This is a genomic window from Tahibacter amnicola (genome assembly GCF_025398735.1).
Lineage (GTDB): Bacteria > Pseudomonadota > Gammaproteobacteria > Xanthomonadales > Rhodanobacteraceae > Tahibacter > Tahibacter amnicola.
The window spans coordinates 2479985-2503698 of sequence record NZ_CP104694.1; the positions used below are offsets into that span (position 1 = coordinate 2479985).

Genomic DNA, 23714 nt, shown 5'->3' on the forward strand with positions numbered 1-23714 from the left:
GGGCTCAGACAGTTGGCGTCTGGCGCTGCGGCAGCGTGATGCGGAACGTCGTGCCCTCGCCGAGGCGGCTGTCGACGGTGATCTCGCCGTGGTGCTTGCGCACGATGCCGTAGGAAATCGACAGTCCCAGCCCGGTGCCCTTGCCGACCGGCTTGGTGGTGAAAAAAGGATCAAATATCCGTTTTTGCACATCCGGCGGAATGCCGCCGCCGGTGTCGGTGATCTCCACCGAGACGGTGCCGTTGTTGCTGGAGGTCCTGACCCGGATCTCGCCGCGCTCTTCGATGGCCTGCGCCGCGTTCACCAGGATGTTGACGAAGACCTGGTTGATCTGCGAGGGCAGGCACTCCACCAGCGGAAGGTTGCCGTATTCCTTGCGCACCTCGGCCTTGTACTTGATCTCGTTCCAGACGATGCCGATGGTGCTGTCCAGGCCGCGATGCAGGTCGAACAGTGACCAGGTTTCCATGCGGTCGGCGTGGGAGAAGTCGCGCAGGTCCTGCACGATGCGCCGCACCCGGTCGATGCCTTCGCGCGATTCGGCCAGGAGCTGCGGCAGATCCTGCACCAGGAATTCGAAATCAATGTTGCGCTTGCGCTCGAGCACCTCGGCGCGCCGTTCCGGCGCCACGCCGGCGCTGGAGACGAGCGCGGCGTCGTAGCATTCGATGAGCCCGAACAGGTTGTTGAGGTATTCCTGCAGCGTGCCGAGATTGGAATGCACGTATCCGATGGGATTGTTGATCTCGTGCGCGATGCCCGCGGCCAGCTGGCCGAGCGAGGCCATTTTCTCCGACTGCACCAGTTGCTCCTGCACCGTGTGCAGGCGCGCCAGGGCCAGCTCCAGACTCAGTCCCTGGCCGTCGGTGTCCGTGGTGGCATGCGTGCCGGCCGGCTCAAGCATGACCAGGGCGCAGCGGCCGCCGTTGTGTCCCAGCGGAATGGCAACCGTGCGAGTGTCCGCGCCACCGGATGCATTCTGCTGTGACGCCAGTACGGCCCGGGCCAGCTGTGCCACGCGCTCGCGGGGATCAACCCCGCCGGCTGTGGATTGCGCCAGGCGTAGCGCCGCCGGATTGGCATGGAGGACGCTGTCGTCCTCCATCAGGACGGCGGGTTCGACCAGTCCGTCCAGTACCGCCCGTAGTTTGCCTTCTTCCAGCGAAGTGGATTCTTTCACGCGGAGACATCCGGCAAGGCGACGCCTCGATTTTTCTCCAATCCCGGTCGAATTGAAATGGGGGAAGGTCGGAAATTCGCGGCCTTGCCGTGGCGGCGAGCCCAGGCAGCAGCGGCCGCTTGAGCCGCGCCGGGTGTGGTGACGAAGGGCATGGGGAGAGTATCGACAAGGAATGAAGAGATTCGCCAAGAACCGTGCCCGGAAAATCGCTGCACGGCAGGGCAGGACTCGAACCTGCTCGCCTTTCGGCTTACCAATGTAGTCCCTTCGGTATTCGATACTCGCCCCATGCCCCTCGATGTCGCCGCCGGGGTAGCGGGTGAGCCGGCCCGGGATACCGGGCGAACATCGACAACAATGAAGAGATCGTTTTACGGCGCTCTGCCACTGAGCTACAGGGGCCCATACCCCTGGTGGGATTCGAACCCACGGCTTCCGGCACCCGATGCTGTAATCCCTTCGGCATTCGATGTTCGCCGGGTATCCCGGTGAACGGGGAGCGAGACGTCCCCTTGCGGGCCGTGCCGCCCATCGGCACGGCCAGCGCCGGTGGCCCCACCCGGGTCAGCCGGCGCCCGGTGGTGATGCGGCGGGAGCCGCCGCGTCATCCGCCAGGCAGCAGGACAATTACAAAGCGCGTGCCAACGGCGTCATGGCGGGGAAATGCGCTGGATTTCAATGGCTTGCCCGTTGTCGTGATCCGGGATGGACAGAGGGTTTCGATCAGCCGGGATAGGGATCTATCCCAGCAGATAAGCTTAGCCCGCGATCCTGTGGTTCACGATGGCACGCAGGCGGTCGCTGTCGAAGGGCTTCTCCAGCCGGTCGTTGGGTACGTGGTCCAGAAACGACCGGGCGCTCGGCGTGAACGCACCGCCGGTGACGAAAATCATGCGTGACGCCTGCTCGGGCGCGGCCTGGAGGATCGCCGCGTGCAGCTCCATGCCGCTCATCTCCGGCATCATCAGGTCGCACAGGATCACGTCGTAGAGCTCTCCGGAATGGATCCGCTGCAGGGCCTCGCTGGCGCGCGTGGTGATCGTGACGTCGTGTTCGCGGCTGAGGATGCGCCGGACGGCCGGCCCCATGAGCGGCTCGTCGTCCACCATCAGCACCCGTCCACGGCGCCTGGCCGGCTCCACGATGATGGGTTGCGGTGCGTGGCTGCTGGTCGCGTCCGCCAGGGGCAGCAGCACACGGATCGTGGTGCCCTGGCCCAGTTCGCTCTCTACCTCGATCTTGCCGCCCAGGCCGTCGACGATGCGCTCGCAGATCACCAGCCCAAGGCCCGTGCCGACGCCGACCGGCTTGGTCGTGAAGAAGGGCGTGAACAGGTGGCGCAGCGCATCGGGTGCGATGCCGCTGCCGGTGTCGGCGACTTCCACGACGATGCGGTCATCGCCCTGCAGGCGGGTGGCGATGCGGATGGTGTTGGCGTTCGCATCGCCCTCATCGATCGCCTGCGCCGCATTGACGATCAGGTTGAGAAATACCTGGCCCAGGCGCGATTCGGAGGTCATGACACGCGCGTCCGGCCCGAAATCCTTCACCAGGCAGGCGCGGTGGCGGATTTCATTCCAGGCCATGCGGATACTCGATTCGAGCACCGAGTGGATCTCGACCGCGCGCGTATCGGTGTACTCGTGCCGCGAAAACATCTTCAGGTCGCGCACGATGCTGCGAACACGGTTGATCGCCACCTGGGCGTCATCAAGCATTTCGTGCAGCTCGCCGGTATCGCGCAGGTGCCCCGCCTTTTCCCGGTCGCTGATCGCCAGCTTGACCATTTCCAGGTTCGCCAGCACCGCGGCCAGCGGATTATTGATCTCGTGGCCCACGCCGGCAGCGAGCATGCCGATCGATGCCATGCGATCGGAAATCATCAGCTGCTCATGCGAGGCGCGCTCGCGCGTGACGTCGCGGAACACGCCGACGGCACCGCGGACCGTCCCGTCGGCGTCGCGCAGCGGCCGTGCGTTGACCGACAGGTGCGCGCCTTTTGGCGCGGCCGGGCCGCACACGAACACAGCGTAGGAATCGAGCGCTTCGCCGTGCAGCGCACGCTTGAGCAGGTCGACGGCGTTGGAGTGTGGAGTGATCGTGTCCGGGTGAAACAGGGACAAGGGCGGCTCCGGGTCTGTCGCTGCCGTATCGAAGCTGGCGAACAGTGGGTCCGCCGGTTGATTCCACAGCAATGGCCTGCCCGAGGTGTCGATCACCGCGACCCCGTCAGGAACGCTGTCGATGACCAGGCGGAGCAGCCGCTCCGAGGATTCGATTTCGCGCCGCCGATGAACCACTTCGAGCTCGGCGGCGTGGCGCCGGCGCCGTTCCTGCGCCTCGCGCATCTCGCGGTCGATCGCCGGGATCAGGCGCGCAAACATGCCCTTGGTCATGAAGTCCTGGACGCCGGCATGCAGCGCCTCGACGGCGATTTCCTCGCCGATCGTGCCCGAGACGATCATGAAAGGAATGTCCGGGTCCCACTCGCGCGCAATGGAGAAGGCGTCAAGGCCTGTGAAGCGCGGCATGGACCAGTCCGAGATGATCAGATCCCACCGGCGCTGCTTGAGCGCCTGGCGCATGTCCTCGGGCGTCCAGACCTGGTCGTATTCCGGTTCATAGCCCCCCTGGCGCAGTTCCGCCAGGAGCAGCTGTGCGTCGGACTCGGAGTCCTCGACGATCAGGATGCGAAGTGGTCTGCCCATGGCAGAGGCCCCCCTTGTCGGCTGTGGCGCTGAACGGGGCGGCGGCAGTCCAGGTCGATGATCAGAAAGGGAATCGCGGTGGCGGATCCGTCCGGGAGCTCGGGCCTGGACGGCTTCTGCCCGTTCCTGGAGAACAGGCGGAAAAGGGGGCGGTTGCGCATCATCGGGACACGACACGGTTGATGGCCAGCCAGTAGTAGCCGGCCTGCTTGGCCACTTCGGCCAACGATGTGAAATCGACCGGCTTGACCACGTAGCTGTTCGCGCCCAGCGCGTAGCTCTTGGCCACGTCGTTCTCTTCCTGCGAGGAGGTCATCACGACCACCGGTATGTTGCGCGTCGTCTCGTCGCTCTTGATCGCCTGCAACACCTCGATGCCATCCACGCGCGGCATTTTCAGGTCCAGCAGCATCAGGCGGGGCCCAGGGTCGTCGCGGGTGCTGTAGGGGCCGCGGCGGAAAATGTAGTCGAGGGCCTGCTGGCCGTCCGTGACCCAGATGACGCGGTTGGCCACGTGGCCGTCCTTCAACCCGAGCATCGTCAATTCCGCGTCGACGGGGTTGTCTTCAACGAGGAGGATGTCGATCTGCTCAATGGCTTCCATTGGGATTTTCCTTCGGTAAGGAAAAATAGAATTTTGCACCTTCATCGGGCTTGCTGTCTGCCCACACGCGTCCGCCGTGGCGGGTGATGATCCGGTGCACCAGCGCAAGCCCCACGCCGTTACCGGGGAATTCGCTGGTGCTGTGCAACCGTTGGAACACTCCGAACAACTTGTTCTGGTAGCGCGGGTCGAATCCCGCGCCGTTGTCCCGCACGAAGTAGATATGCTCTGTCGCGTCGCTGATCGCGTCGACCTCGATCACCGGATGGTCCCGGTGCGAGGAGAATTTCAGCGCGTTGGAGAGGAAGTTCGCCCACACCTGCTCGAGCAGGACGCGATCGCCGACGGCATGGGGCAGGGGGCCGATATGGAACTCGGGCGGATTTCCCGGTTGCTGGCCCTGCAGCCGTTCGTACATCGATTCGGCCATGTTCCGCATATCCAGCTCGACCGGCTTGATCGCCTGGCGGCCCAGGCGCGCGAACAGCAGCAGGTCGTCAATCAGCACGCCCATGCGCAGGGCTTCGTTCTGGATGATCTCCAGTTTGCGACGGCCTTCATCGTCCAGCTGGTTGGCGTGATCTTTCCACAGCAGCTTGGAGAACCCGGCGACGGCACGGACCGGTGCACGCAGGTCGTGCGATACGGAATAGCTGAATCCTTCCAGTTCGCGATTGGTCGCCTGCAGTTCGGCGGTGCGGTCGGCGACGCGCTTTTCCAGCTCCGCATTCAGCTCCCGCAGCGCCTCCTCCGCCATCCGCTGGTCGTGAATATCGCTGACGGTGCCAATCCACTCCCGCACGTCGCCCTGGGCATTGGTGACCGGAACGGCGCGGAAATTGACGTAGCGAAAGCTCTGCGTGGCCTGGTGCCACAGGCGCATTTCGTGCTGGAACGGCTCGCTCGAGTCCGTCGCCTGTTGCCAGCCGGCCTCGAACGCCTCGCGGTCTTCGGGCTCGATGGCGTTCTGCCAGCCCAACCCCTGTGCCTTGCCGGCAGACTGGCCGGTATAAGTTTCCCAGGACGGCTGCGGTTCGGCGAACTGACCCTGCGCATTGGCCGTCCAGACCAGCGAGGTGAGCGCGGCCACGAGGGTGCGATGACGTCGCTCGCTCGCGTGCAATGCCGCTTCCGCCTCCGCGCGTTCGGCGATTTCGTGGGCCAGCTGGCGGTTGGAGTTTTCCAGCGTTTCGCTGGTGCGGCCGATCTCCGCGAGCATGTTGTTGAAGGCGTCAACGAGGATTCCGACTTCATCCTGCGTGGACTTCTCGGCGCGGACACTGAAGTCACCCTGTTCCATCACGCGGCGTGCGGCGTCGCTCACCGCGCCGAGTGGACGCGTCACCTCGCGGCTGAGCCAATAGGACAGCAGCACGGCAACGATCAGGCTGGCCACCATCGCCATGCCGAGGATGCCGGTGTAGCTGGCGAGGCGATCCCACAGTTCGTAGCGGGCGCGCAGGTACACCGTGCCGACGATTTCGTCGTGATCGATGATGCGCTTGAAGACAATCAGCTCACCGTCCTTGACGCGCGCACCATCCAGCTCGGGAATGCGCGGAAATTCGTGGGTGGGCTGGCCGTGTTGCAGATAACTGGCAAATTGCGTGCCCTTGGCCGAGTACACCGCCGCGGCAAGGACCTGCGGGCGCGCCTTGAGCAGCGCGAGGTTTTCCTGGGCCGCCTTGGGATCGTCGAACGTCAGGGCAGGTGCACTGGCGCGGCCGAGAATGTCCGCCTGGGTTTCCAGATCGGCCATCCAGGTCTGGCGATAGGCGCGGGCGTCATAGACCAGCAGGGCGGCGCCCGTGACGACAAGCGCGGCAAGTGTCACCGTGCCGACGACCAGCAGCAGCTTCCGCCGCACCGACCGCACGCTTGCCAGGATCATTCAGTTCACCCCCTGCCTCACGTTCTGTGCCACGGCCAGCAACCGCGAACTGAGCTTGATGGCGCGCCGGTCGGCACTGGCGGTTGAGATCTCGAACCGCACACGCCCATCGGTCATCACGAAATTGATCACGCTGCCAAGATTCAGCGCACGATCCGACTCGGTCACGATGAGCACCGGCGAACCATTCGTGGCGCCCAGAATGTCCGCCAATCGACCAGCTACGCTGTTGCCGATGAAGAAAACGTGTACGCCGTCCAGAGGGTCATCCGGGCCCAGCGTGCGTACCTGCAGCGGGTGCGTGCCGACCTGGCGCCCCTCCGCCAGCACTTCCAGCTCGCGGGCGACCGTCTCCTCGCCCAGCACCCCGAAAACGATCGGTGCGTCGGGCGAGGTGAAGGCGCCGGACGGCCAGTCCACGTAGCCGGCGAATTTGTAGATAAATGCGGCTTTGACGCGCTGCTCCGCCACGGATTCCTGCGCTCCCGTCGCGGTGGCCATGAGCATTGCGACAGCCAGCAGCACGATGGCGGCCCACGGTCTGCGCCAATGCTCCCGGCGCGAGTCCTTCATCACAGGGCTGGGTTTCACGTGCGGGTCGCTCCTTGCGTTTTCATGGACGCCATTCCAGGTTCAGCAGTGCGCTGCGTTCGAAAAAGCTGCCGGTGGCGAGGGCGCCAAACTCCCGGTGTTGCGCGTCGGTGAGGTTCTGCACGGTCAAGGAGACAGCGAGGGCGTCATGGACGCGCCACTCCCAGCGCAGGTCTAACGCAGTGACCGACGGTACCGACGGATCCGGCAAGCGGCCCACGTGGTGCAGGTGGAGATCCAGGTCCTGGCTGGGTGAAAGGGCAATGGTCGAGCGCAGCTTCCACTGGTGTTCCGGATCGTTGCCGTTGGAACGGGTTCCGGTCGGATCCCCGCTGCCAGGCTTCTGGCGTAGATCCTTGCGCAGCTCGACAAAGCCCGCGCCGAGCGTCCAGCGGGGCAGCGGTTGCCAGCGCAGCCAGCCTTCCAGGCCATAGGAGGTGCCTTCCTGACGGTTGCCGAAGACGTATCGGCCCGGCGCGACCGGTTCGAAACTGCGCAGGTCGTCGTAGCGATGGTGGAAAGCGGTCAGCGAATACGACAGCAGCTGACTGGCTTCCGCCTTGTAGCCGAGCTCGGCAACATCGGCGGTTTCCGACTGGAATTCGGGCCCGCCGGCGAGTACGAAGGGCGGTTGTCCCGGCAGGAAGAAGTCGCGGTCGATGCGCGACGGCGCGCGCACCGCTCGCGACACGGCAGCCCACAGCGTGCGGGCGTCGGCCACCTTCCACCGTGCGCGCATGCTCGGAAGGAATTCCGTGCCGGTATATACGTTGCGCTCCCATTTCGCGCCGAGCGACAGGGTCATCCGCTCGCCCAGAGCGAGGTCGTCCTGCACGAAAACATTCGTCCACCGAAGGGATTTCTCGCCTGGAATGAAGGCCAGGCCGGCGCTATTGGTCACATCGTCGCGCGAATAGCGGTGGCCGGCACCCCAGGACCACTGGTGGCGGCCGTTGGGCGCCAGGGCGTGCTGGAATTCGATATCGACGGTATCGAGCGTTTCGGCGAAGGTGCCGGGGATCAGCCGCTCGGTGCGATCCACGTAGCATTGCAGTCTTGCCTGCGCGCCGGTATCCGAGCGGCGGTGCCAGCGCGCCAGCAGGTTGGCGCCTTCAATGCGACGGTCACGGGTGACCGGGTGATCCGCAACGCCGCTATAGGCGTCGCCCTGGACGGTGTAGTCGTCCGTACCGTTGCTCCAGTCGGTGCGAAATCCGACCTGGGCATTCTGCGCCGCGTCGAATGTCTTGCGGCCGTTGGCCAGGATGCTTGAATCCCGGTCGAGATACTTGGCGTAGAGGCGATACGCACCGTTGCCGGGCAAGGTGCCGCCGATGCGAAGCGCGGCCTTGTCCTCGTGGGTGCCAACCGCGCTGGCGACGAGCAGTCCCTGGGTGGCGGACGCGGCACGGGTCACGATATTGATCACGCCGTTGACAGCGTTGGAACCCCACAGGGTACCGCCGGGACCGGAAAGCACTTCGATCCGCTCGATGTCTTCCAGCAGCACATCCTGTGCGTCCCAGAACACGCCCGAGTACAACGGCGTGTATACGGTTCGCCCGTCGATCAGTACCAGCAGCTTGTTGGTGGTGGTGGTGTTGAAGCCGCGGGCGCTGATCGCGTACTCGCTGGCGCGGATGCGGGCAACCTGGAGTGTGGGTGCCAGGCGCAGGGCTTCCGGAATGCTGTTGGCGCCGGAACGCCGCACGTCTTCCCGCGTGATCACAAAGACCGAGGCCGGCGCGTGCACGAGCCGCTCGGCGCGCCGATTGACGCTGATCACCTCGATATCACCGAGCTGTTCCAGCGACAGGTCGGCAAGGTCGCCGATGTCTGGAACCTCCGCGACGGCGGGGAGAGCGGCCAGGCTGTACGCCAGGGCCATCGCCGTGCCGGACCACCGGTTGCGGCGAGCCGCCGGCGCCGGGGCAGCAGCGTCCGTCGGAGCCCCCTGTGGCCAGGTCGACTGCGTGGAACGTAGATCCATCGGCGTCCCCGGTTGAACCACCGGCCCCGGGTCGTGCGGGCCTTTCGCGCCAGCGGTTGCCGTGGCGGCAGGGTGGCTGGTGCGCGCTGGAATGCGTACCTCGATCGACGCCAGGATCTTCCGCCGACAACTGACAGAAATCAACTTGTTAGCGCCTCGTGAGGCAGGGAAGGCGGCTGCGACGGGGTGGAACCCCCGGTCGTTCGGCGGCAAGGCCCAGGCGGCCTGGGGCGCCGGACGGTGCCGATCGGGTAGCAACGACGGCCACGAAGTGCGAAATACTCCACGGTCTCTTGTGGATTCCGGTGGAATTGGTTAACGATCGACGTTCCGCCTTCTGCGCCATGTCGGGGAAGCATGCGTCCGGGGGACGATGCGGCCATGGTTCCGGCGGACTACGCAAACACATTCACATGGGGAAATCATGAAGAAACACGTTATGGTGCTCGCGTGCCTGTCGCTCCTGGCCGGAAACGCTTTCGCGCAGGGCACGATCACCTCCGGCGCCGCCAACTACGTCATTGCCGCGGGCCATTTCGACGCTTCGCCGGGCGTCAATTTCACGGGCGTAGGCACGAACGACCAGTTGTTCGAGGCCGGCTGGTGGTTCCGCGTCGACGGAGACTCGCAGGAAGCTTTCTTCCCGGCGCCCGATACGCAGAACTACAACGCGGCTGCGGCAACGCTCAACTGGGCCAACGTCGGCGGCCGTGGGTTCTCGGCCGTGAAAACGCACGTCGTGGCCTCGCCCGGCAGCGGTGCGGGCGAAACGACGAGCACGATGACGGTGACCAACACGGGCAGCAGCCCGGTCACCCTGCACCTTTTCCACATGGCCGACATTGACGTAAACGGTACTGCCGGTACCGATACGGCGGCGGTGGTCGACGGCAACAACCGTTACCTGCGCATCAATGACGCCACACAAGGGCAATGCGAATACCGCGCGCCGGGCTCCGTCGCGTTCATGGTGCGGCCGTGGGTGTCCGGCGCAACCGACGTGCCGGGCTTGCTGAGCGATACGACGATCACCAGTTTCGACAACTCCGGATTGCCGTTCACGGGTGACTTTACCGGCGGCTTCCAATGGACCTTGACCCTGGCGGCCGGCGCGCAGGCCAGCGTCACGGCCTACGTGGCCTGCAACACGGCGGCCACGCCGGTCTCGCTGATGCAGTACAGCGTCGACTGAGGCGTGTTGCGGCGGCGGACTCGCTACGGCGTTCCGCCGCTGCACCTAGGCAGCCGACAAGACCGCTGACGGCGGGTCGACGGTCGGCGGCGGCCGGTCCTGGCTGGCCGAGGTGATGGCCGCATACCAGTTGGTAAACGGCAGGTGAGCTGGCGCTGCCTGGAGGTCGTCCCATACGCGCCGGGCCACGTCGAGAAACGCCGGGTAGCGCTGTCGTTTCCAGGTGCTGGCTTGTGACGCGAACCGGCCGTCGGCCAGGTCGGCAATCGCAAACGATCGTCCGAAGCCGTGCTGCACCGGAACGACCAGGCCATCGTCCTGCAGCACCAGTGGCGATACCAGCGCGGCCAGCGGCTGCTCGCGGCTGATCGCGGGATCAGGTGTTGCAATCGCGAATGCGCGGTAGGGCTCCCGCTCGATCAGCGGACGGTCAGCCACGTCGAACTGGATCCGCAGCCGCTGGCCGTATTCCTTCTGCAGCCGCGCAACCTCCACGAAGGCGTAGGCCAGTTCCAGGTCGTCGGGCGGCAGCAGGGCGTAGTCGCGTGCCCGCCCGACCTGTTCCAGCGGGTGCACCTGCAGCAAGGCGGCGCCTTCGCCGGCCGCGAATTCGGCCACCCAGGCCAGTTCATCCAGGTTGTTCAAGGTCAGGGTGAAAATAAAGCCGAACGGCAGCCCGGTTTTTCGCAGCAGGTCCAGCCGGGCCCGCATGCGGTCGAACGCCCGCGGCATGGCGCGCATGCGGTCATGCTGTTCGGGCACGCCGTCGATACTGATGGCCACCAGCGACACGTGCGGCCCGATGGCTGCGAGATGCCGCTCATCGAGCAGCAGGCCGTTGGTGGTGACGGTCGTGTAGTAGCCCAGTGAGCGTGCATAGGCCAGCAGGCGGGGCAGGGGTCGGTAGACGAGCGGTTCGCCGCCGGAAAGACCGATTGCATTGAATCCTTCTGCGGCCGCGTCCGCCAGGAACGCCTCGATCCATTCGACCGGCAGTTCGCTCGTCACTTCCGGTCCCGACGTGGAGTAGCAGTGCTGACAGCGCAGGTTGCACCGGCGCGTCGGATGGATCTGGATGACATTGACGGTATCGCCGGTCGGGCCCATGAGTGACCTCGTGATCCTGGCCGGCCCCGGGCATGGCGCCCGAGGCCGGCGCATCGGTGACGATGAAAGCGGTGGTCCGCGGTGCCTTATCCGCGGGCGGGATTGCGGATGTCGGCTTCGATCCGGAACAGATCAGGCTTGGGAATACCGTAGGGGAAGCACTGCGCCGTGACCTGGAAATCCGGCCCGTTCATCTTCATCAGATGGTCCACCAGCGGGCCCAGGTTCTCGGCCTTCACTTCAAAGTGGGCGCGGACCAGATCGATCGCCGGCTGGCCGTACTTCCACCACCACTTCACCTGGTAATCATCGCGGGCGAAGCCGATGGCCCGGGTGATGGCGTCGCGGTCGTGCGCTTCGACCGCGAACAGCTTTGCCGAGCCGCGCGCTTCGGGTTTCACAGGAGTATCCATAGACAGTTCCTCTCAGGGGTAAAACCGCAGATGTGGAGCGTCGGCAGCGTCAGCGTGGCACGGGTGGTGGTCGTGACTGCACCGGGGAGCCTGCGGATGGTCCGTTCTGTGCTCTCTCCCGCGTCCGGATTCCGCAGTTGCCGTGGCGCACGGGTACGCCCGTGTTACCGGCGCTGAGCTGCCGGAGTGGAAAGAGCAATTGATATGCCATCTGGATAAGTGGAATAAAGGTCACTCAGATCAGGTGCTTGCGAGTGCTGGCCTTCCGCGCGGCGGGTGAGTGCAGACCCGCGCCGCTGCGCCGGGAAGGGTGTCGGCCGACCCGGCGCCTGCCGCGTGTTCGGATGGATCCTGCGCCGGCGTTCTCCAGACGTGAGCCTGCACGCCGCGGCCGAGCCCGCTTCGAGGAGGAACCTGTGCGTCGACCTTCCCTGGTGGTGCCTGCTGGTGGCCGGAACACGGCGCGGGTTTCCGGTTTCCGCGTGGCGATGCGTCTTGCGATGCTGCTCGCGCTGGTGTCGGGTGTAGCAGGCGCGCTCCAGGGCGCATCGCGGCGCACGCCAGGTACCGAGGGCGCGCCGGCGATGCGTCGCGGCGAGACGATGGCGATCGTCAGCCGCGCCCGGCTGGCGCTGACGCCGGACAACCTGGTCGATCCCCTGCTGCGCGGCGATGTGACCATCGTCGAGGCACTGCTCTCGGCCGGCGTGGACGTGAAGGCACGCGCCAGCATGCTCCAGTCGCCCATGCAACTGGCCGTCAGCGCCTGTGCCAACCTGCGTGGCCAGGGGCAGAGGGGCGCCGCCAGCGCCCTGGCAATGATCGAGGTGCTGCTGCGTCATGGCGCCGAGCTGGACCGGCCGGGACCGGGAGGGCTGACGGCATTGATGGTGGCCGCACAGCATTGCCCGGGAGCGGTCATCACGCGTCTGGTGCAGGCGGGCGCCGACACCTCGGTGCGCACAACCCAGGGTTACACAGCGCTCTCGCTGGCACTTTTCGCGGGCAATCACGACGCGGCTGAGGTGTTGCTGGCGGCCGGCGCACGCACTGGTGGCGTTGTGCTGACGCGCCTGATGGAGGGGCGTCCCGCCGATGCGCGAACGGCCGAGCTGATCCGGCGCGCCGGATTACCGTAGTACCAAAAACCCGCCGACCCGATTGGCGGGCCGCGGCGCCGACGTGACCGCGTGGCACTGTTTTTGACAGTTCGTATCAATCGGATGCAGGCCGCATTCGATGCACTCGCGCATAAGAGAAAAACCCTGAAATCTGCGTATTTGCGGCGTATTTTCCTCCGCCAGGCGTAGCGCCGGCGGCCGGAAAAGGGACTTGCGTACTTCTTCACCGTGTTGACCCACCCCCTGTCACTCCTAGTATTTCTTCAACGCTCGCGCCGTCAGCCGCCCTTTTTGTGGCATGGATCGTCACGTCCGAAGAGGAAGTACGTCATGCTCAAGAATTTGAAGATCTGGCAGAAGCTGCTACTGGCCAGCGTCGTGTTCCTGCCGCCGATGGGTTACTTGTTGTACGTCGGCGTCCAGGGTATCAACTACGACATCCGGTTCAGCCAGTGGGAAATCTACGGCGACCGTTACCAGCGACCGCTGGAACGGCTGCTCAAGACGATCTCCGAACACGGATTCCTGACCCACCAGTACCTGGACAGCAAGTCCGATGATCTGAAAAAGGCACTGCGTGCGAAAGAAGCGGAAGTCGACGCCGCGTTCGTCGAGCTGCAGGCCATCGACAAGGAACTGGGCGAAGCACTGCAGTTCACGCAGGAAGGTCTGCTCAAGCGCAACCGCGTTCACACGCAAGTGAAGAATCTGCTGCCGGAATGGACCGACCTCAAAGGCAAAGAGGACTCGATCACGGCGGCCGCGTCTCGCGAGAAGCATTTCCATCTCGCTGCGGACCTGCGCAGCATGATCACCCACGCGGGCGACATGTCGAACCTGATTCTCGATCCGGACCTGGATACCTACTACATCATGGACGTGACGCTGCTGGCCTTGCCGCAGAGTCAGGACCGGCTCTCGTCCGTGCTGATGGACGGTTACGACATCCTCAAGGCCGGTGGTGAAATCTCGTCGCAGGACCGCACCAAGCTTGCCGTGTACGCGGCGATGCTCAAGGAGGCGGATCGCGAACGTGTCTTCACCAGCACCAACACGGCGCTCAACGAAGACAAGAATTTCTATGGCATTGTGCAGAGCTTCCACCTCGACATTCCGTTGGCGCTGGATGTCTACGGCGACAAGACCAAGTTTCTGATCGACATGCTCAACGACATTGCATTGTCGCCGAGCACGACGATCACGCCGGCGGAGTTTTCCAAGGCCGGTACGGCGGCGCACCAGGCCTCCTTCGAGTTCTGGGACAAGATGGTGGCCAGCAACGATGCGCTGATCACTGATCGTCTCAACGGTTTGCGCAAGCAGAGGCTGATGACCTACGCCATCGCCGGTGGTTCGCTGGTGCTGGCAATACTTCTGTTCGTTTTCATTACGCGGCGCGTGGCGCGCGACTCCGCCGCCTGACGCCTGTCTGCCCGGCTCGAAGCCGCCGGAAGGGCATGCTTCCGGCGGCTTCGCCACATCAGGACAGGAAACCCAGGTCTGCCGTGGCAAATCGGCCAAGGTTCGGAAAAATGTCGCTGATGCCGCTGTTGTTCACGCCGAACCACCGCGCAATCGTCGCGGCATACTGGTCCACTGCCAGCGTGGGAATGATCTGTCCGTAGCCGGTATCGTCCGGATTGTTGGTGGATGCCAGACTGGGCATGCGTCCGTAGAACCGGCGGCCGCGCACCGCGCCACCGACGACGAAGTGATGGCCACCCCAGCCGTGGTCGGTGCCGTCACCGTTGATCGAGGTACTGCGGCCAAACTCCGAGGTGGTGTAGGCGGTGACGCTATTCTGTACGCCCATGGCGACCGTCGCGTCGTAGAACGCCTTGAGGCTGCGGGACAGGTCCTCGAGGATCGGCGCGTGCGCGGTGAGCTGGCCGTTGTGGTGATCAAGGCCCGGCAAGGCCACGAAGAACACCTGACGGCGCATATTGAGCGTGTTGCGCGCGCTGATCAGTCGCGCCACCATTTTCAGCTGCAGGCCCAGTTCCGAGGTCGGGAACGCCGGGAAGTCAGTCGCTGCCTGCAGCCCGCTATTGATCAACGCGTAATTGCTCATCGAGCGACGCATGGCGTTGGTGAATGCGCGTTCGAACACATGGTGCTGCGGCGCCTCGGTGGCGAGTGCGTTGAACACGGCGTTGGCAGTGGCGCTTTCCCGCTCCTCGTACTCCAGCGGTTTGACGCCCTGGTGGCTCATCACGTACTGCGGTACGTTGTCGCCGCGCTGGAACTGGTTATCGCCGAACAGCGAAATGGACATGGTCAGCTGCTGGTTCGGATTGCCCGGATGCAGCAGGTCGGCAATGCGTCCGCCCCAGCCATTGGCTTTCACGTCGTCGACGCGCGATGTCTGCCAGAAGGTCGTCTGTTCGCCATGCGAGAACAGCTGCAGCGGCGATGGCACCGTGCCTGCCTGGTACTGGGCGGCGGTGATCGGGTACTGCAGCGTGCCCACGTTGGCAATGACGGCGGCATGGCCCGCATTGAACAGGTCTGCCAGCTCCGGCATGTTTTCGTGAAGCCCATAGTGCGCGCCGTCACCGGGTAGTCCGTCATTGAGCGGCGACAGCGCACGCAGTCGCTCCCGATCGATTGCCAGGCCGCGGCGGGTCGCCTGATACGTGCTGTAGTGCGGCGGGTCGCTCGGAACGATCATGTTGAACGAATCGTTTCCGCCGTACAGGAAGATGCACACGAGGGCGCGGTAGTCGGGAAAGCTGCCCAGTTGCGCGGCCGCTGCCGATTCGATCAGGCGCAGTCCACCGAAAGCGCTGTAGATCGAGGCGCCGCCGATTGCGGAATGGATGCAGCGGCGCAGGAATTCGCGACGATTGACAGTCATGGTCGGCCACTCACTTCTGGATCGAATATTCGGAGGAGGTCAGCAGCAGGTAGAGCGCATGCTGCACGCGATGGCGACCGCCGTCGCTGTTGGGCAGGGTCGTCAGGAAGTTCACCAGCGTGTCGCGCATGAACGGCGACATCTGCCCCGACATGAAGAGCAGGTTCAGTCGTTCCACCAGCGCCGCGGGCGTGGCGGCCAGGCTGTTGAGGGTCGTGTAGTCGAGCAGTGGTTGCCCGGGTTCCAGTGCGTAGGTGTAATCGCTGCCGAGGTAGTAGTAGAAGATGCGCCAATACAGGTGGTTGGGTGCCGAGATCAGCCGGTTGTCGGTGGCAATCTGGAATTCGGGGCTGACCAGCCCCAGCGCCTTGATTTCGCCCGGTTGCTGAAAGTCGGGCCGGAAAAAGTTGAAAACGGTCGGCGAGCGCAACGGACCCTGGCCATACTCCTGGAACGGGTCATAGAGCATATAGGCGCGACGGTTGTCCGAGCGCACGCCCACCGTGCGGAAGAGTTGCACCAGCTTGAGAAAGGGTTCGCGCAGCTTGCCGTAGCGGTCCGACGGATTGAGATGCCCGTAGCGCGCCTCAACGTCGAGCAGGATCGCCTTGACCACGGCCTTGAGGTCGCCGCGCACGCCCTGCCCGTTGTTGTTGAACACGTTGGCGACGCGTTGCACGTAGGCCGGTGACGGATTGCTCGTGACCAACCGCTGGATCAGCTGCTTTCCGATGAAGGGCCCGACGTTGGGATGATTGGCGATGTTGTCCAGCGCCGCGGCCAGCTCCTGCTGCGCGGTGCCTCCGTGCAGGAGGCGGCCGCCCGGCAAGGTCACGCCAGGGTAGGTGAGGAGTTGTTTGTCTGTCGTGTTGTCATGGCGGTCCTCGATGGCATGCATCGGCGTGCGCCAGGCCGGATCGTTGGGCGGGTAGTAGCTGCATTCCTCGTTGGGATCGCAGGGCGCGTAGGTCCATCCGGTGAACACGTGTGCGAAGCCGCGTACGACGATCTGGCCATAGGTGGGAACGGGCTGGCCGTTCTGCATGACGGGTGTGCCGTCGGGATTGAGCTGGTACAGGCCGATCGAAAACAGCTGGAGAATCTCGCGCGCGAAATTCTCATCCGGCCGCGTATTGGCTTCCGGATCGGGCTTGCGGTTGCCGAGCATCGACAGGTAGACACCCATCGCAGGGTGCAGCGTGACGTCCTGCAGCAATGTGCGGTAGTTGCCGAATGCATTCCGCACCAGCATGTCGTAGTAGGTGCCGGTGGCCCAGGCTTCGACGTCGAGCGCCGAGGCGTTGTCGGAAACCACGAAGATCTCCGACAGCGCCAACGCAACGCGTTGGCGCAGAAAGTCCGAATGCACCCGGGGGAGGTTGCTCGGATCGACCAGGCCGATGCTGTTGATCAGCCACGTTTCCAGACGCGTGTACTGATAGACGCTGCCGACGCCCTCATTGGCGGCTACCCAGTCGAGGAACGGCTCTTCATAGGACGGCTGCGCGGCGAACTGCTCGTCGAGCCAGGCGTTGTAGCCGATCTGGCGCAGGCGTTGAATGTCCGCGAGCGTGGCGCCGAATGTAGCCTGGGTGAGAAAGCGCGCGGCCTCCGCATCCGTGTGAGGGCCTGACGCTATGGATTCGAAACCCTGGCGCAGCAACCCGTCCGGACGATGATCCGTGCTCTGGGCAAACGCCGGTTGTGCCGCGGCGGCGAGAATGCCAGCGTGCAGGCATGCTCCGGAAAGACGCTTCAGCGTGCGCCATGCAACAGTGAACACCATGATTGCCCCCGACTCGAAAGTGCGCAAAGCCTAGTGAGCCATTCTGGCAAGAAGGGTGAAGCGCGCCACGATTTTCGGGCGCGTGACGCGGCATTTGAACGGCTTGGGGGAAGTGGTCCACACCAAAGCGCCGCAAAGCCTGTTAATGATCCTTGTATGCGTGTTTTGGGGGCCATTTAGAGTCTGGCCGCGGCATTCGGGCGCGCAAAGTGGTCCAGCGGGTGTTCCGGCAGGGCGGCAATATGATCCTTGCCCGAAAATGGGGGAGGTGCTGGGGCCCGTCGGGTACGGCGCGTCCAAGTCCACGCACCACGGTGGTGTAATAGAAGAGAAGTGTATTAGTGCGTGACGGGAGCGTCTTCTACGGAACCGATGCGGCGTTCAGCTCGTCACGGCGCGCGCGAAACTCATCAATGAGCAGCCGCAGCGGTGGAGACAGGCGGCGGTCGGTGTAGACCAGGCTGAGCGGAACCGTTTCGCCCGCCCAGTCGGGCAGGATCCGCTGCAGCCGGCCGGCGCCGATGTCAGCCGCGACGTCCGCCCAGATGCGATAGATCACGCCGTGGCCTTCGATGGCCCAGCGGCGCACCATTTCCGCGTCGTTGAAGATCCAGCGCGGATCCACCTCCACGTCCACCGATTCGCCGTCCTGTTCGAATCGCCAGCGATCCGCGGGTCGCTGATGGACCATGTAGCAAATGGCCGCATGGTCGCGCAGTGCGTGTGGATTGGGCGGAGTGCCATGGCGCAGCAGGTAAGCGGGTGCGGCGCAGGCCACGCGTGTCAGTGTCGCCAGCGGCAACGCGATCAAACTGGAATCGCTGAGCTTTCCGTAGCGCAGGGCCACGTCGACCGGCGAGGAGAAGAAGTCGGCCACCGCGTCGTCGAAGGTCACCTGGAAGCGCAATCGGGGATGGCGTTCGGAAAATGGCAACAGCCAGCTCATCAGGCGGTTGCGGCCCAGGTCAGCGGGTGCACTGATCCGCAACGTACCCTCGACCTGCGTGCTGTCCGCTGCCAGCGCCAGGCGCCCTTCGCCCAGGGCCTGCAGCGCCGCACGGGCATGTGGCAGGTAGTCCTCACCTTGCTGGGTCAACCGCAGCTGCCGGGTGCTGCGCAAAATGAGCTGGGTGCCCAGGGATGCTTCGAGTCGCTTGAGCGCTGCGCTGGCTGCTGCCGGCGTGATGCCGAGCGCGCGCGCGGCGCCGGCAAGACGGCCGCTGTCGGCGCTGGCGACGAACACGCGGATGTCGCTGAGAGTCTCGTTCATTATCAACCGTTGTTTGATTCTGTGTCTGGCGCCGCGCGACTGTCGGGGCTGGCCCCCACCTCGCTACTCTGCCGAGTGTGTCGACTTTGGCCCCCAAGAGTACGCCCGTGCGCACCGACGTTTCCTCCGACGGCCAGCCGGCCAGCCCGTGGACCCGCACCGTCATCCTGGCCGTTGCCTGCGGCGCACTGATCGTGACGATCAGCATGGGTGTACGCCAGAGCTTCGGATTGTTCATGCAACCGATCGGGCGCGACTTCGGCATGGGGCGCGAATCGTTTGCGCTGGCCGTGGCGGTGCAGAACCTGCTGTTTGGCCTGGTACAGCCGTTCATCGGTGCGCTGAGCGACCGGTGGGGCGCACGGTGCGTGCTGGTCGTGGGAGCGGTGGTATACGCGGCGGGTCTCGTGCTCGCTGCCTTCGCGCAGGCGCCCGCGACCATCATGGCTGCGCTGGGCATCATGGTAGGCCTTGCGCTGAGTGCGACGACCTTCGTTGTCGTGCTGGGAGCGGTCGGGCGCCTGGTGAGCCCCGCTCATCGCAGCACGGCTTTTGGCCTGGTCACGGCCGGCGGGTCCTTCGGGCAGTTTGCCGTCGTGCCGATCGCACAGCAGTGGATCTCCGGACTGGGCTGGCGCGACGCGCTGGTCGGTCTGGCCGCACTGTTCCTTGTGCTGATCATCGCCGCATGGGGGCTGGCCAGGCCGCAGTCCGCCGCGAACGGTTCGACTGCGGGTGACGGTGAACCGCTGGCGCGGGCGCTGGCCGGTGCTTTTCGCAGTCCGCACTACGGGCTGCTCAACCTCGGCTTTTTCGTCTGCGGTTTCCATATCGCGTTTGTGGGCACGCATTTTCCCGCCTACCTGGTCGACCAGGGCCTGCCCGCCTGGGTCGGTGCCTATGCCCTGGCCCTGGTGGGTCTGTTCAACATCGCCGGATCGTACCTGTTTGGCGTGTGGGGTGGCCGGCAGTCGCGTCCGCGCCTGCTGAGTGCCCTGTATGCCGGGCGGGCACTGATGATCGCCGTGTTCCTGGTGGCGCCGCTCAGCCCGTCCTCGGCCCTGGTCTTTGCCGCCGCGTTCGGGTTCCTCTGGCTGGGCACGGTTCCCCTCACCAGCGGTGCGGTCGCGAACATGTTCGGGCTGACGCACCTGTCCACGCTCTATGGCATCGTGTTCCTGAGCCACCAGATCGGCAGCTTTCTGGGGGCCTGGTCGGCCGGCCGCTGGTTTGATATTACGGGCAACTACCAGCCGATCTGGATCGCCAGCATCGTGCTGGGCCTTGCCGCGGCAGTGGTGAGTTTCTTCACCGACGACCGGCATGTGCCGCGCGCGGTGATGGCTGTTCGCGGCGCGCCCGCATGAGTGCGGTGCGCATTGCGATCTGGTGCAGCAGCCTCCTGGCGGTGCTGGTGCTGGCGCACCTGTGGCTGCGTTGGGGCGAGCTGGTGTTCGTCCGCACGCTGTCGATGATGTGCTGAGTGAGAATAGGGTCCGCTATGAACGCTGCCGTGAATGCCCGTTCGATCGCCGCTGCGCTGACAGACCTCTGGTCGCCTCGCGTGGTGGCGGAAGTCGACGACGCTTACGTGAAAGTGGCGCGTATCCAGGGCGTGCTCGACTGGCATACGCACGCCGACGAGGACGAATTGTTCCTCGTGCTTGCGGGGGAGTTGCGACTGCGGATGCACGCGGGCGACGTCGTGCTGCGCGAAGGCGACCTGTATGTCGTGCCCAAGGGCGTGGCGCACAGCCCGCTGGCCGAATCCGAATGCCTGGTGCTGCTGGTGGAGCGCAAGTCCACCTTGCATACCGGCTCGACCGTGACCGCGCAGACGCGTTCGATCGAGGAGCAATTGCGGGCCTTTTCCCGCTGACGGCACCTTGTACTTGCCGGGTGTACGTTATCCCACTGTACTTTCGTACATCTATCCACCGGGTGGTGGCGTGCGACACTGCGGCACTGGCTGAATCACCGGTCGCGGGGGTGTCATGCGCGTGTCAGTAGGCTTTTGTGCGTTGCTGTTCGCGGCCGTTTCGCCGATGGCTGCCGAAGCGGCGTGCGTGGATGCGGTGGTGCTCGTGCACGGCAATACCGGGTCACCGTCGGATTTCGATGCCACCGTCAGCCAGCTGCTGCGCCGCGGCTACGCTGCCTCGGACATCCGTCGCCCGCGCTGGGGATCATCCGTGTGCGCCGCCTGCAACGACCACAGTGGCAGCGAGGCGCTGCCGGTGGAACAGGCGCTGATCGACGCCGCAGCGGCGTCCTGTACGGGACGCGTGGACGTGATCGGGCATTCCATGGGCGTCACCCTCCTGGCGCGGGAAATCACGCGCCTGGGCATGTCCGGATACATCGACAGCTTCATCGGTATTGCCGGTGCCTACCGCGGCCTGCGCAGCTGCGGCCTGTACCCGTTCAACGTCGCCACACCGACCTGTGGCGAGTGGGGCCTTTCACTGGGCAGTCCGTTGCTGCAGGGACTGCGTGACCGGCCGCTCGCACGCCGGGTGCATTCGATCAAATCCTGGTATGACGAGATCGTGTGCGCGACCGGCATCTGCACCGTGGGCGGCATCCATTCGTCGGCGATAGACGGCGAGTGGAGCAGCACCACGCTTCCGCTCGGGCACTTCGGCCTGGCGCGGCACACATCGGTTTTGCAGGCGGATCTGCTGCAATAAGTGTGTCGAGCGTGACGTCCGTCGCAAACGGCGGATGAGTCGGTAGCGAGCATGTCGCCCGCGGTTCCCCGGGCGCGTCATCGACCTCAAGAACCCGACTTCTCTCCGGGTGGGCGAGGCCACTATGTTGCGACGACTCTTGTGTGTGCTGGCGCTGTCCAGCTTGGTGCTCTCCGCGGTGCACGCGGCATCGCTGAACATTCCCGCGGGCCATCCGCGCCTGTGGTATGGCAATGCGACGCGCCTGGCGCAGGCACGGACCTACAACCAGACCGTTCCCTTCACGCCCACCGGCAGCACCACGCAGCTCAATGCAGGCCGCGCCCTGCGTGGCCTGCTCACCAACAACACCACTGATTGCGACCAGGCGGCCGCTTACCTGGCGGGATGGCGCGCCGAAGACCAGGGTGGTTTCCGCGATGCGATCCGCCAGCAGGGCGACAGCCTGTTGCTCATCTATGACTGGTGCCATAGCCGCCTGACGGCGCCGCAGATCGCCACCCTGGTGACGCGCTGGAACGGCTACATGGACACGGAGAACGCCGATGGTTTCGCCAACCAGGGATCGGAAGCCAACAACTATTTCTGGGGCCGCGTCCGCAACAATCTGATGTGGGGCATCGCCAGCTTCGGCGACAATCCCCGTGCCCAGGAATTCATCAACAACGCGCTGGATCTGCGACTGTCCACCTGGTTCAGTCGCTGGTATGGCGATTTCGGCCGGGGCGGCGTCTTCGTGGAAGGCGCCGACTATGGCTCGGTGATGCTGTCGTATCCGATCATCCCGTTCGCCTCGGCAGCAGATTTCGGCTATGACCCCTACACCGCGACACCGTTCTTCCGCGAGGCTATCTACGCCCTGATCTACGGCACCACGCCGGGACCCACGACCATCACCGACGGATTCTCGGGCGGCGCACTGCTGTTCCCGTTCAATGACGACGAATCGTTCCGCCAGGGCAGCGTCATCAATAACCGGCAATATCTCGGCGATTTCGCGCGCTATTTCGGGCATCGCGACAACACCAGTGGGAACGCCGTGCACATGCGCGCCTGGCTGGCGGCGACCAACGCCGGCCGCAGCTGGATGTTCGATGCCCTGGGCGGCACCGGGCAGGCCGCGGATCTGGCAACCTTGCCCACAGACTATTACGCGCCGGGCGCGGGTGTCTTCTACGCGCGCACCGGTCACGATGCCAATGCCACGGCCGTTCACGTGCAGCTGGGTACGCCGGGAGGCATTGAGCATCGCCACCGCGATGCGGGAAATTTCCAGATGTGGCGAAAGGGGCGCTGGATCACCCGCGAAACGACGGGCTATTCCGATCAGATCGCCGGATTCGCGGGCAACGGTTCGGTCGACTCGGAGGATCACCTGGCGCACAACGGCCTGCAATTCCAGGGCCGTACGACGGCGATGTGGATCGGTACCGGCCCCACGGTGATTCCACCCGGCGAAGATCGCGGCGACCAGCCCGATGGCCTGCCGGAGGTGGTACGCGTGCAGCACGCAACGGATTTCGGCTACGTCGCGGTCGATTTCACCAAGTCCTACCGCAACACCAATGGCCGTCGCGTGGACTGGCCCTATGCCGACAAAGCCGTGCGTGAATTTCTGTTCGTGCGCCCGCTGGGCGCGCTGATCGTGCTTGATCGCATGCGCGGCAGCGCCGACTCCACCTTGCCGTTCTACTCCACCGGCAACTGGGTCAACGCCAATGCGCCGCTGTCGGATCACCTGGCGCCCGAACAGGTTCGTCGCACCTTCCTCATGCACTTTGAAACCCAGCCGACGATCGCCGGCTCGCGCGTGCAGGCGGCGCTGGGAACACAGGTGTCGGAACTGCGCACCCTGGTGCCGGCCTCGCCGATGTACCGGCTGGTCAACGAAGACCGGCCCGGTGACGAGCCGGCTGGCCAGTACCGCCTGGAACTGGATTCCAGCGGCACGCTGGAAAGCTATTTCATCAACGTGATTCATGGCCGCGACAGCGCGGAAGCCGCCATCACCGCCACCGCGGTCGACAACGGCATGAGCTGGACGGTGCAGTTGACCCATCCCACGCGCGGCAGCGCCACGATCCTGCTGAACAAGGGCATGGCGTCGCAGGGGGGCAGCGTCACGATCAACGGCGGCGCACCGGTTGCGCTGATCAGCGGCCTGCAGGGCATCAGCGTGACGCCGGCCGGCCCGGTCTGGGCCTCGGCCTCGGACAGCATCTTCCGGAACGGTTTCGACGCAGCGCCGTAATCCGTGCCGCGCCCGTGGCCTGTTGCCACGGGCGCCTTTTGCACGCGTATGGAGGGCGTACGA

General features: G+C 64.9%; 18 protein-coding genes. 7 read left to right on the plus strand and 11 right to left on the minus strand.

Translation table 11 applies throughout. The features are described from left to right. Positions 1-4 precede the first annotated feature (4 nt). From N4264_RS10565 to N4264_RS10590, 6 genes are all read right to left on the minus strand, one after another. Positions 5-1105, minus strand: coding sequence for an ATP-binding protein (locus N4264_RS10565; protein ID WP_261697613.1), 1101 nt, complete (start codon positions 1103-1105; stop codon positions 5-7). Between the two features lie 833 nt (positions 1106-1938). Further along, positions 1939-3888 (minus strand): response regulator, encoded by a 1950-nt coding sequence (locus N4264_RS10570; RefSeq protein WP_261696994.1) that lies wholly within the window; start codon positions 3886-3888, stop codon positions 1939-1941. Between the two features lie 160 nt (positions 3889-4048). Further along, a complete protein-coding gene (locus N4264_RS10575; RefSeq protein ID WP_261696995.1) occupies positions 4049-4492 on the minus strand; it encodes a response regulator in 444 nt (147 codons plus the stop codon). Continuing rightward, on the minus strand, positions 4479-6383 hold the full coding sequence (locus N4264_RS10580) for a sensor histidine kinase, YfiR-like protein-associated (protein ID WP_261696996.1): 1905 nt from the start codon (positions 6381-6383) through the stop codon (positions 4479-4481). The genes N4264_RS10575 and N4264_RS10580 overlap by 14 nt, the downstream gene beginning before the upstream one ends. Continuing rightward, the gene (locus tag N4264_RS10585; RefSeq protein WP_261696997.1) at positions 6384-6974 is read right to left on the minus strand and encodes a TOL_0243 family YfiR-like periplasmic protein; all 591 of its coding nucleotides are present in this window, start codon (positions 6972-6974) and stop codon (positions 6384-6386) included. Between the two features lie 22 nt (positions 6975-6996). Further along, positions 6997-8964, minus strand: coding sequence for a TOL_0244 family TonB-dependent receptor (locus N4264_RS10590; RefSeq protein ID WP_261696998.1), 1968 nt, complete (start codon positions 8962-8964; stop codon positions 6997-6999). A 424-nt stretch (positions 8965-9388) separates the two neighbouring features. Here N4264_RS10590 and N4264_RS10595 point away from each other — a divergent pair, with 424 nt between their 5' ends. After that, positions 9389-10156, plus strand: coding sequence for a hypothetical protein (locus N4264_RS10595; RefSeq protein ID WP_261696999.1), 768 nt, complete (start codon positions 9389-9391; stop codon positions 10154-10156). A 45-nt stretch (positions 10157-10201) separates the two neighbouring features. Here the strand turns inward: N4264_RS10595 and N4264_RS10600 are convergent, their stop codons facing one another. Then, complete coding sequence (locus tag N4264_RS10600; protein ID WP_261697000.1) at positions 10202-11263, minus strand: radical SAM protein; 1062 nt, start codon at positions 11261-11263, stop codon at positions 10202-10204. Positions 11264-11349: 86 nt separating this feature from the next. Beyond that, positions 11350-11676, minus strand: coding sequence for a hypothetical protein (locus N4264_RS10605; RefSeq protein WP_261697001.1), 327 nt, complete (start codon positions 11674-11676; stop codon positions 11350-11352). 416 nt (positions 11677-12092) lie between these two features. Here N4264_RS10605 and N4264_RS10610 point away from each other — a divergent pair, with 416 nt between their 5' ends. Then, complete coding sequence (locus N4264_RS10610; protein WP_261697002.1) at positions 12093-12815, plus strand: ankyrin repeat domain-containing protein; 723 nt, start codon at positions 12093-12095, stop codon at positions 12813-12815. Positions 12816-13127: 312 nt separating this feature from the next. After that, positions 13128-14219: a hypothetical protein gene (locus tag N4264_RS10615; protein ID WP_261697003.1), complete on the plus strand. Its 1092-nt coding sequence runs from the start codon at positions 13128-13130 to the stop codon at positions 14217-14219. 58 nt (positions 14220-14277) lie between these two features. Here the strand turns inward: N4264_RS10615 and N4264_RS10620 are convergent, their stop codons facing one another. The 3 genes from N4264_RS10620 to N4264_RS10630 all read right to left on the minus strand — a co-directional run bounded on the left by N4264_RS10620 (position 14278) and on the right by N4264_RS10630 (position 18710). Next, complete coding sequence (locus tag N4264_RS10620; protein WP_261697004.1) at positions 14278-15654, minus strand: DUF1501 domain-containing protein; 1377 nt, start codon at positions 15652-15654, stop codon at positions 14278-14280. A 10-nt stretch (positions 15655-15664) separates the two neighbouring features. Continuing rightward, complete coding sequence (locus N4264_RS10625) at positions 15665-17440, minus strand: DUF1800 domain-containing protein (protein WP_261697005.1); 1776 nt, start codon at positions 17438-17440, stop codon at positions 15665-15667. 361 nt (positions 17441-17801) lie between these two features. Continuing rightward, positions 17802-18710 carry a LysR family transcriptional regulator gene (locus N4264_RS10630; RefSeq protein ID WP_261697006.1) on the minus strand — a complete coding sequence of 303 codons (909 nt, stop codon included), beginning with the start codon at positions 18708-18710 and terminating at the stop codon, positions 17802-17804. A gap of 107 nt (positions 18711-18817) precedes the next feature. Here N4264_RS10630 and N4264_RS10635 point away from each other — a divergent pair, with 107 nt between their 5' ends. From N4264_RS10635 to N4264_RS10650, 4 genes are all read left to right on the plus strand, one after another. Then, positions 18818-20077, plus strand: coding sequence for an MFS transporter (locus N4264_RS10635; protein WP_261697007.1), 1260 nt, complete (start codon positions 18818-18820; stop codon positions 20075-20077). 134 nt (positions 20078-20211) lie between these two features. After that, positions 20212-20589, plus strand: coding sequence for a cupin domain-containing protein (locus N4264_RS10640; RefSeq protein ID WP_261697008.1), 378 nt, complete (start codon positions 20212-20214; stop codon positions 20587-20589). Positions 20590-20704: 115 nt separating this feature from the next. Beyond that, positions 20705-21400 carry an alpha/beta fold hydrolase gene (locus tag N4264_RS10645; RefSeq protein ID WP_261697009.1) on the plus strand — a complete coding sequence of 232 codons (696 nt, stop codon included), beginning with the start codon at positions 20705-20707 and terminating at the stop codon, positions 21398-21400. Between the two features lie 124 nt (positions 21401-21524). Further along, the gene (locus N4264_RS10650; protein ID WP_261697010.1) at positions 21525-23651 is read left to right on the plus strand and encodes a hypothetical protein; all 2127 of its coding nucleotides are present in this window, start codon (positions 21525-21527) and stop codon (positions 23649-23651) included. The last annotated feature ends 63 nt before the right edge of the window (positions 23652-23714 follow it).

Bases quoted from the DNA above. Each gene is read 5' to 3' on its own strand.
- N4264_RS10565 (WP_261697613.1), bottom strand. From the start codon at position 1,105: ATGGAGGACGACAGCGTCCTCCATGCCAATCCGGCGGCGCTACGCCTG.
- N4264_RS10570 (WP_261696994.1), bottom strand. From the start codon at position 3,888: ATGGGCAGACCACTTCGCATCCTGATCGTCGAGGACTCCGAGTCCGAC.
- N4264_RS10575 (WP_261696995.1), bottom strand. From the start codon at position 4,492: ATGGAAGCCATTGAGCAGATCGACATCCTCCTCGTTGAAGACAACCCC.
- N4264_RS10580 (WP_261696996.1), bottom strand. From the start codon at position 6,383: ATGATCCTGGCAAGCGTGCGGTCGGTGCGGCGGAAGCTGCTGCTGGTC.
- N4264_RS10590 (WP_261696998.1), bottom strand. From the start codon at position 8,964: ATGGATCTACGTTCCACGCAGTCGACCTGGCCACAGGGGGCTCCGACG.
- N4264_RS10595 (WP_261696999.1), top strand. From the start codon at position 9,389: ATGAAGAAACACGTTATGGTGCTCGCGTGCCTGTCGCTCCTGGCCGGA.
- N4264_RS10600 (WP_261697000.1), bottom strand. From the start codon at position 11,263: ATGGGCCCGACCGGCGATACCGTCAATGTCATCCAGATCCATCCGACG.
- N4264_RS10605 (WP_261697001.1), bottom strand. From the start codon at position 11,676: ATGGATACTCCTGTGAAACCCGAAGCGCGCGGCTCGGCAAAGCTGTTC.
- N4264_RS10615 (WP_261697003.1), top strand. From the start codon at position 13,128: ATGCTCAAGAATTTGAAGATCTGGCAGAAGCTGCTACTGGCCAGCGTC.
- N4264_RS10620 (WP_261697004.1), bottom strand. From the start codon at position 15,654: ATGACTGTCAATCGTCGCGAATTCCTGCGCCGCTGCATCCATTCCGCA.
- N4264_RS10625 (WP_261697005.1), bottom strand. From the start codon at position 17,440: ATGGTGTTCACTGTTGCATGGCGCACGCTGAAGCGTCTTTCCGGAGCA.
- N4264_RS10630 (WP_261697006.1), bottom strand. From the start codon at position 18,710: ATGAACGAGACTCTCAGCGACATCCGCGTGTTCGTCGCCAGCGCCGAC.
- N4264_RS10640 (WP_261697008.1), top strand. From the start codon at position 20,212: ATGAACGCTGCCGTGAATGCCCGTTCGATCGCCGCTGCGCTGACAGAC.
- N4264_RS10645 (WP_261697009.1), top strand. From the start codon at position 20,705: ATGCGCGTGTCAGTAGGCTTTTGTGCGTTGCTGTTCGCGGCCGTTTCG.
- N4264_RS10650 (WP_261697010.1), top strand. From the start codon at position 21,525: ATGTTGCGACGACTCTTGTGTGTGCTGGCGCTGTCCAGCTTGGTGCTC.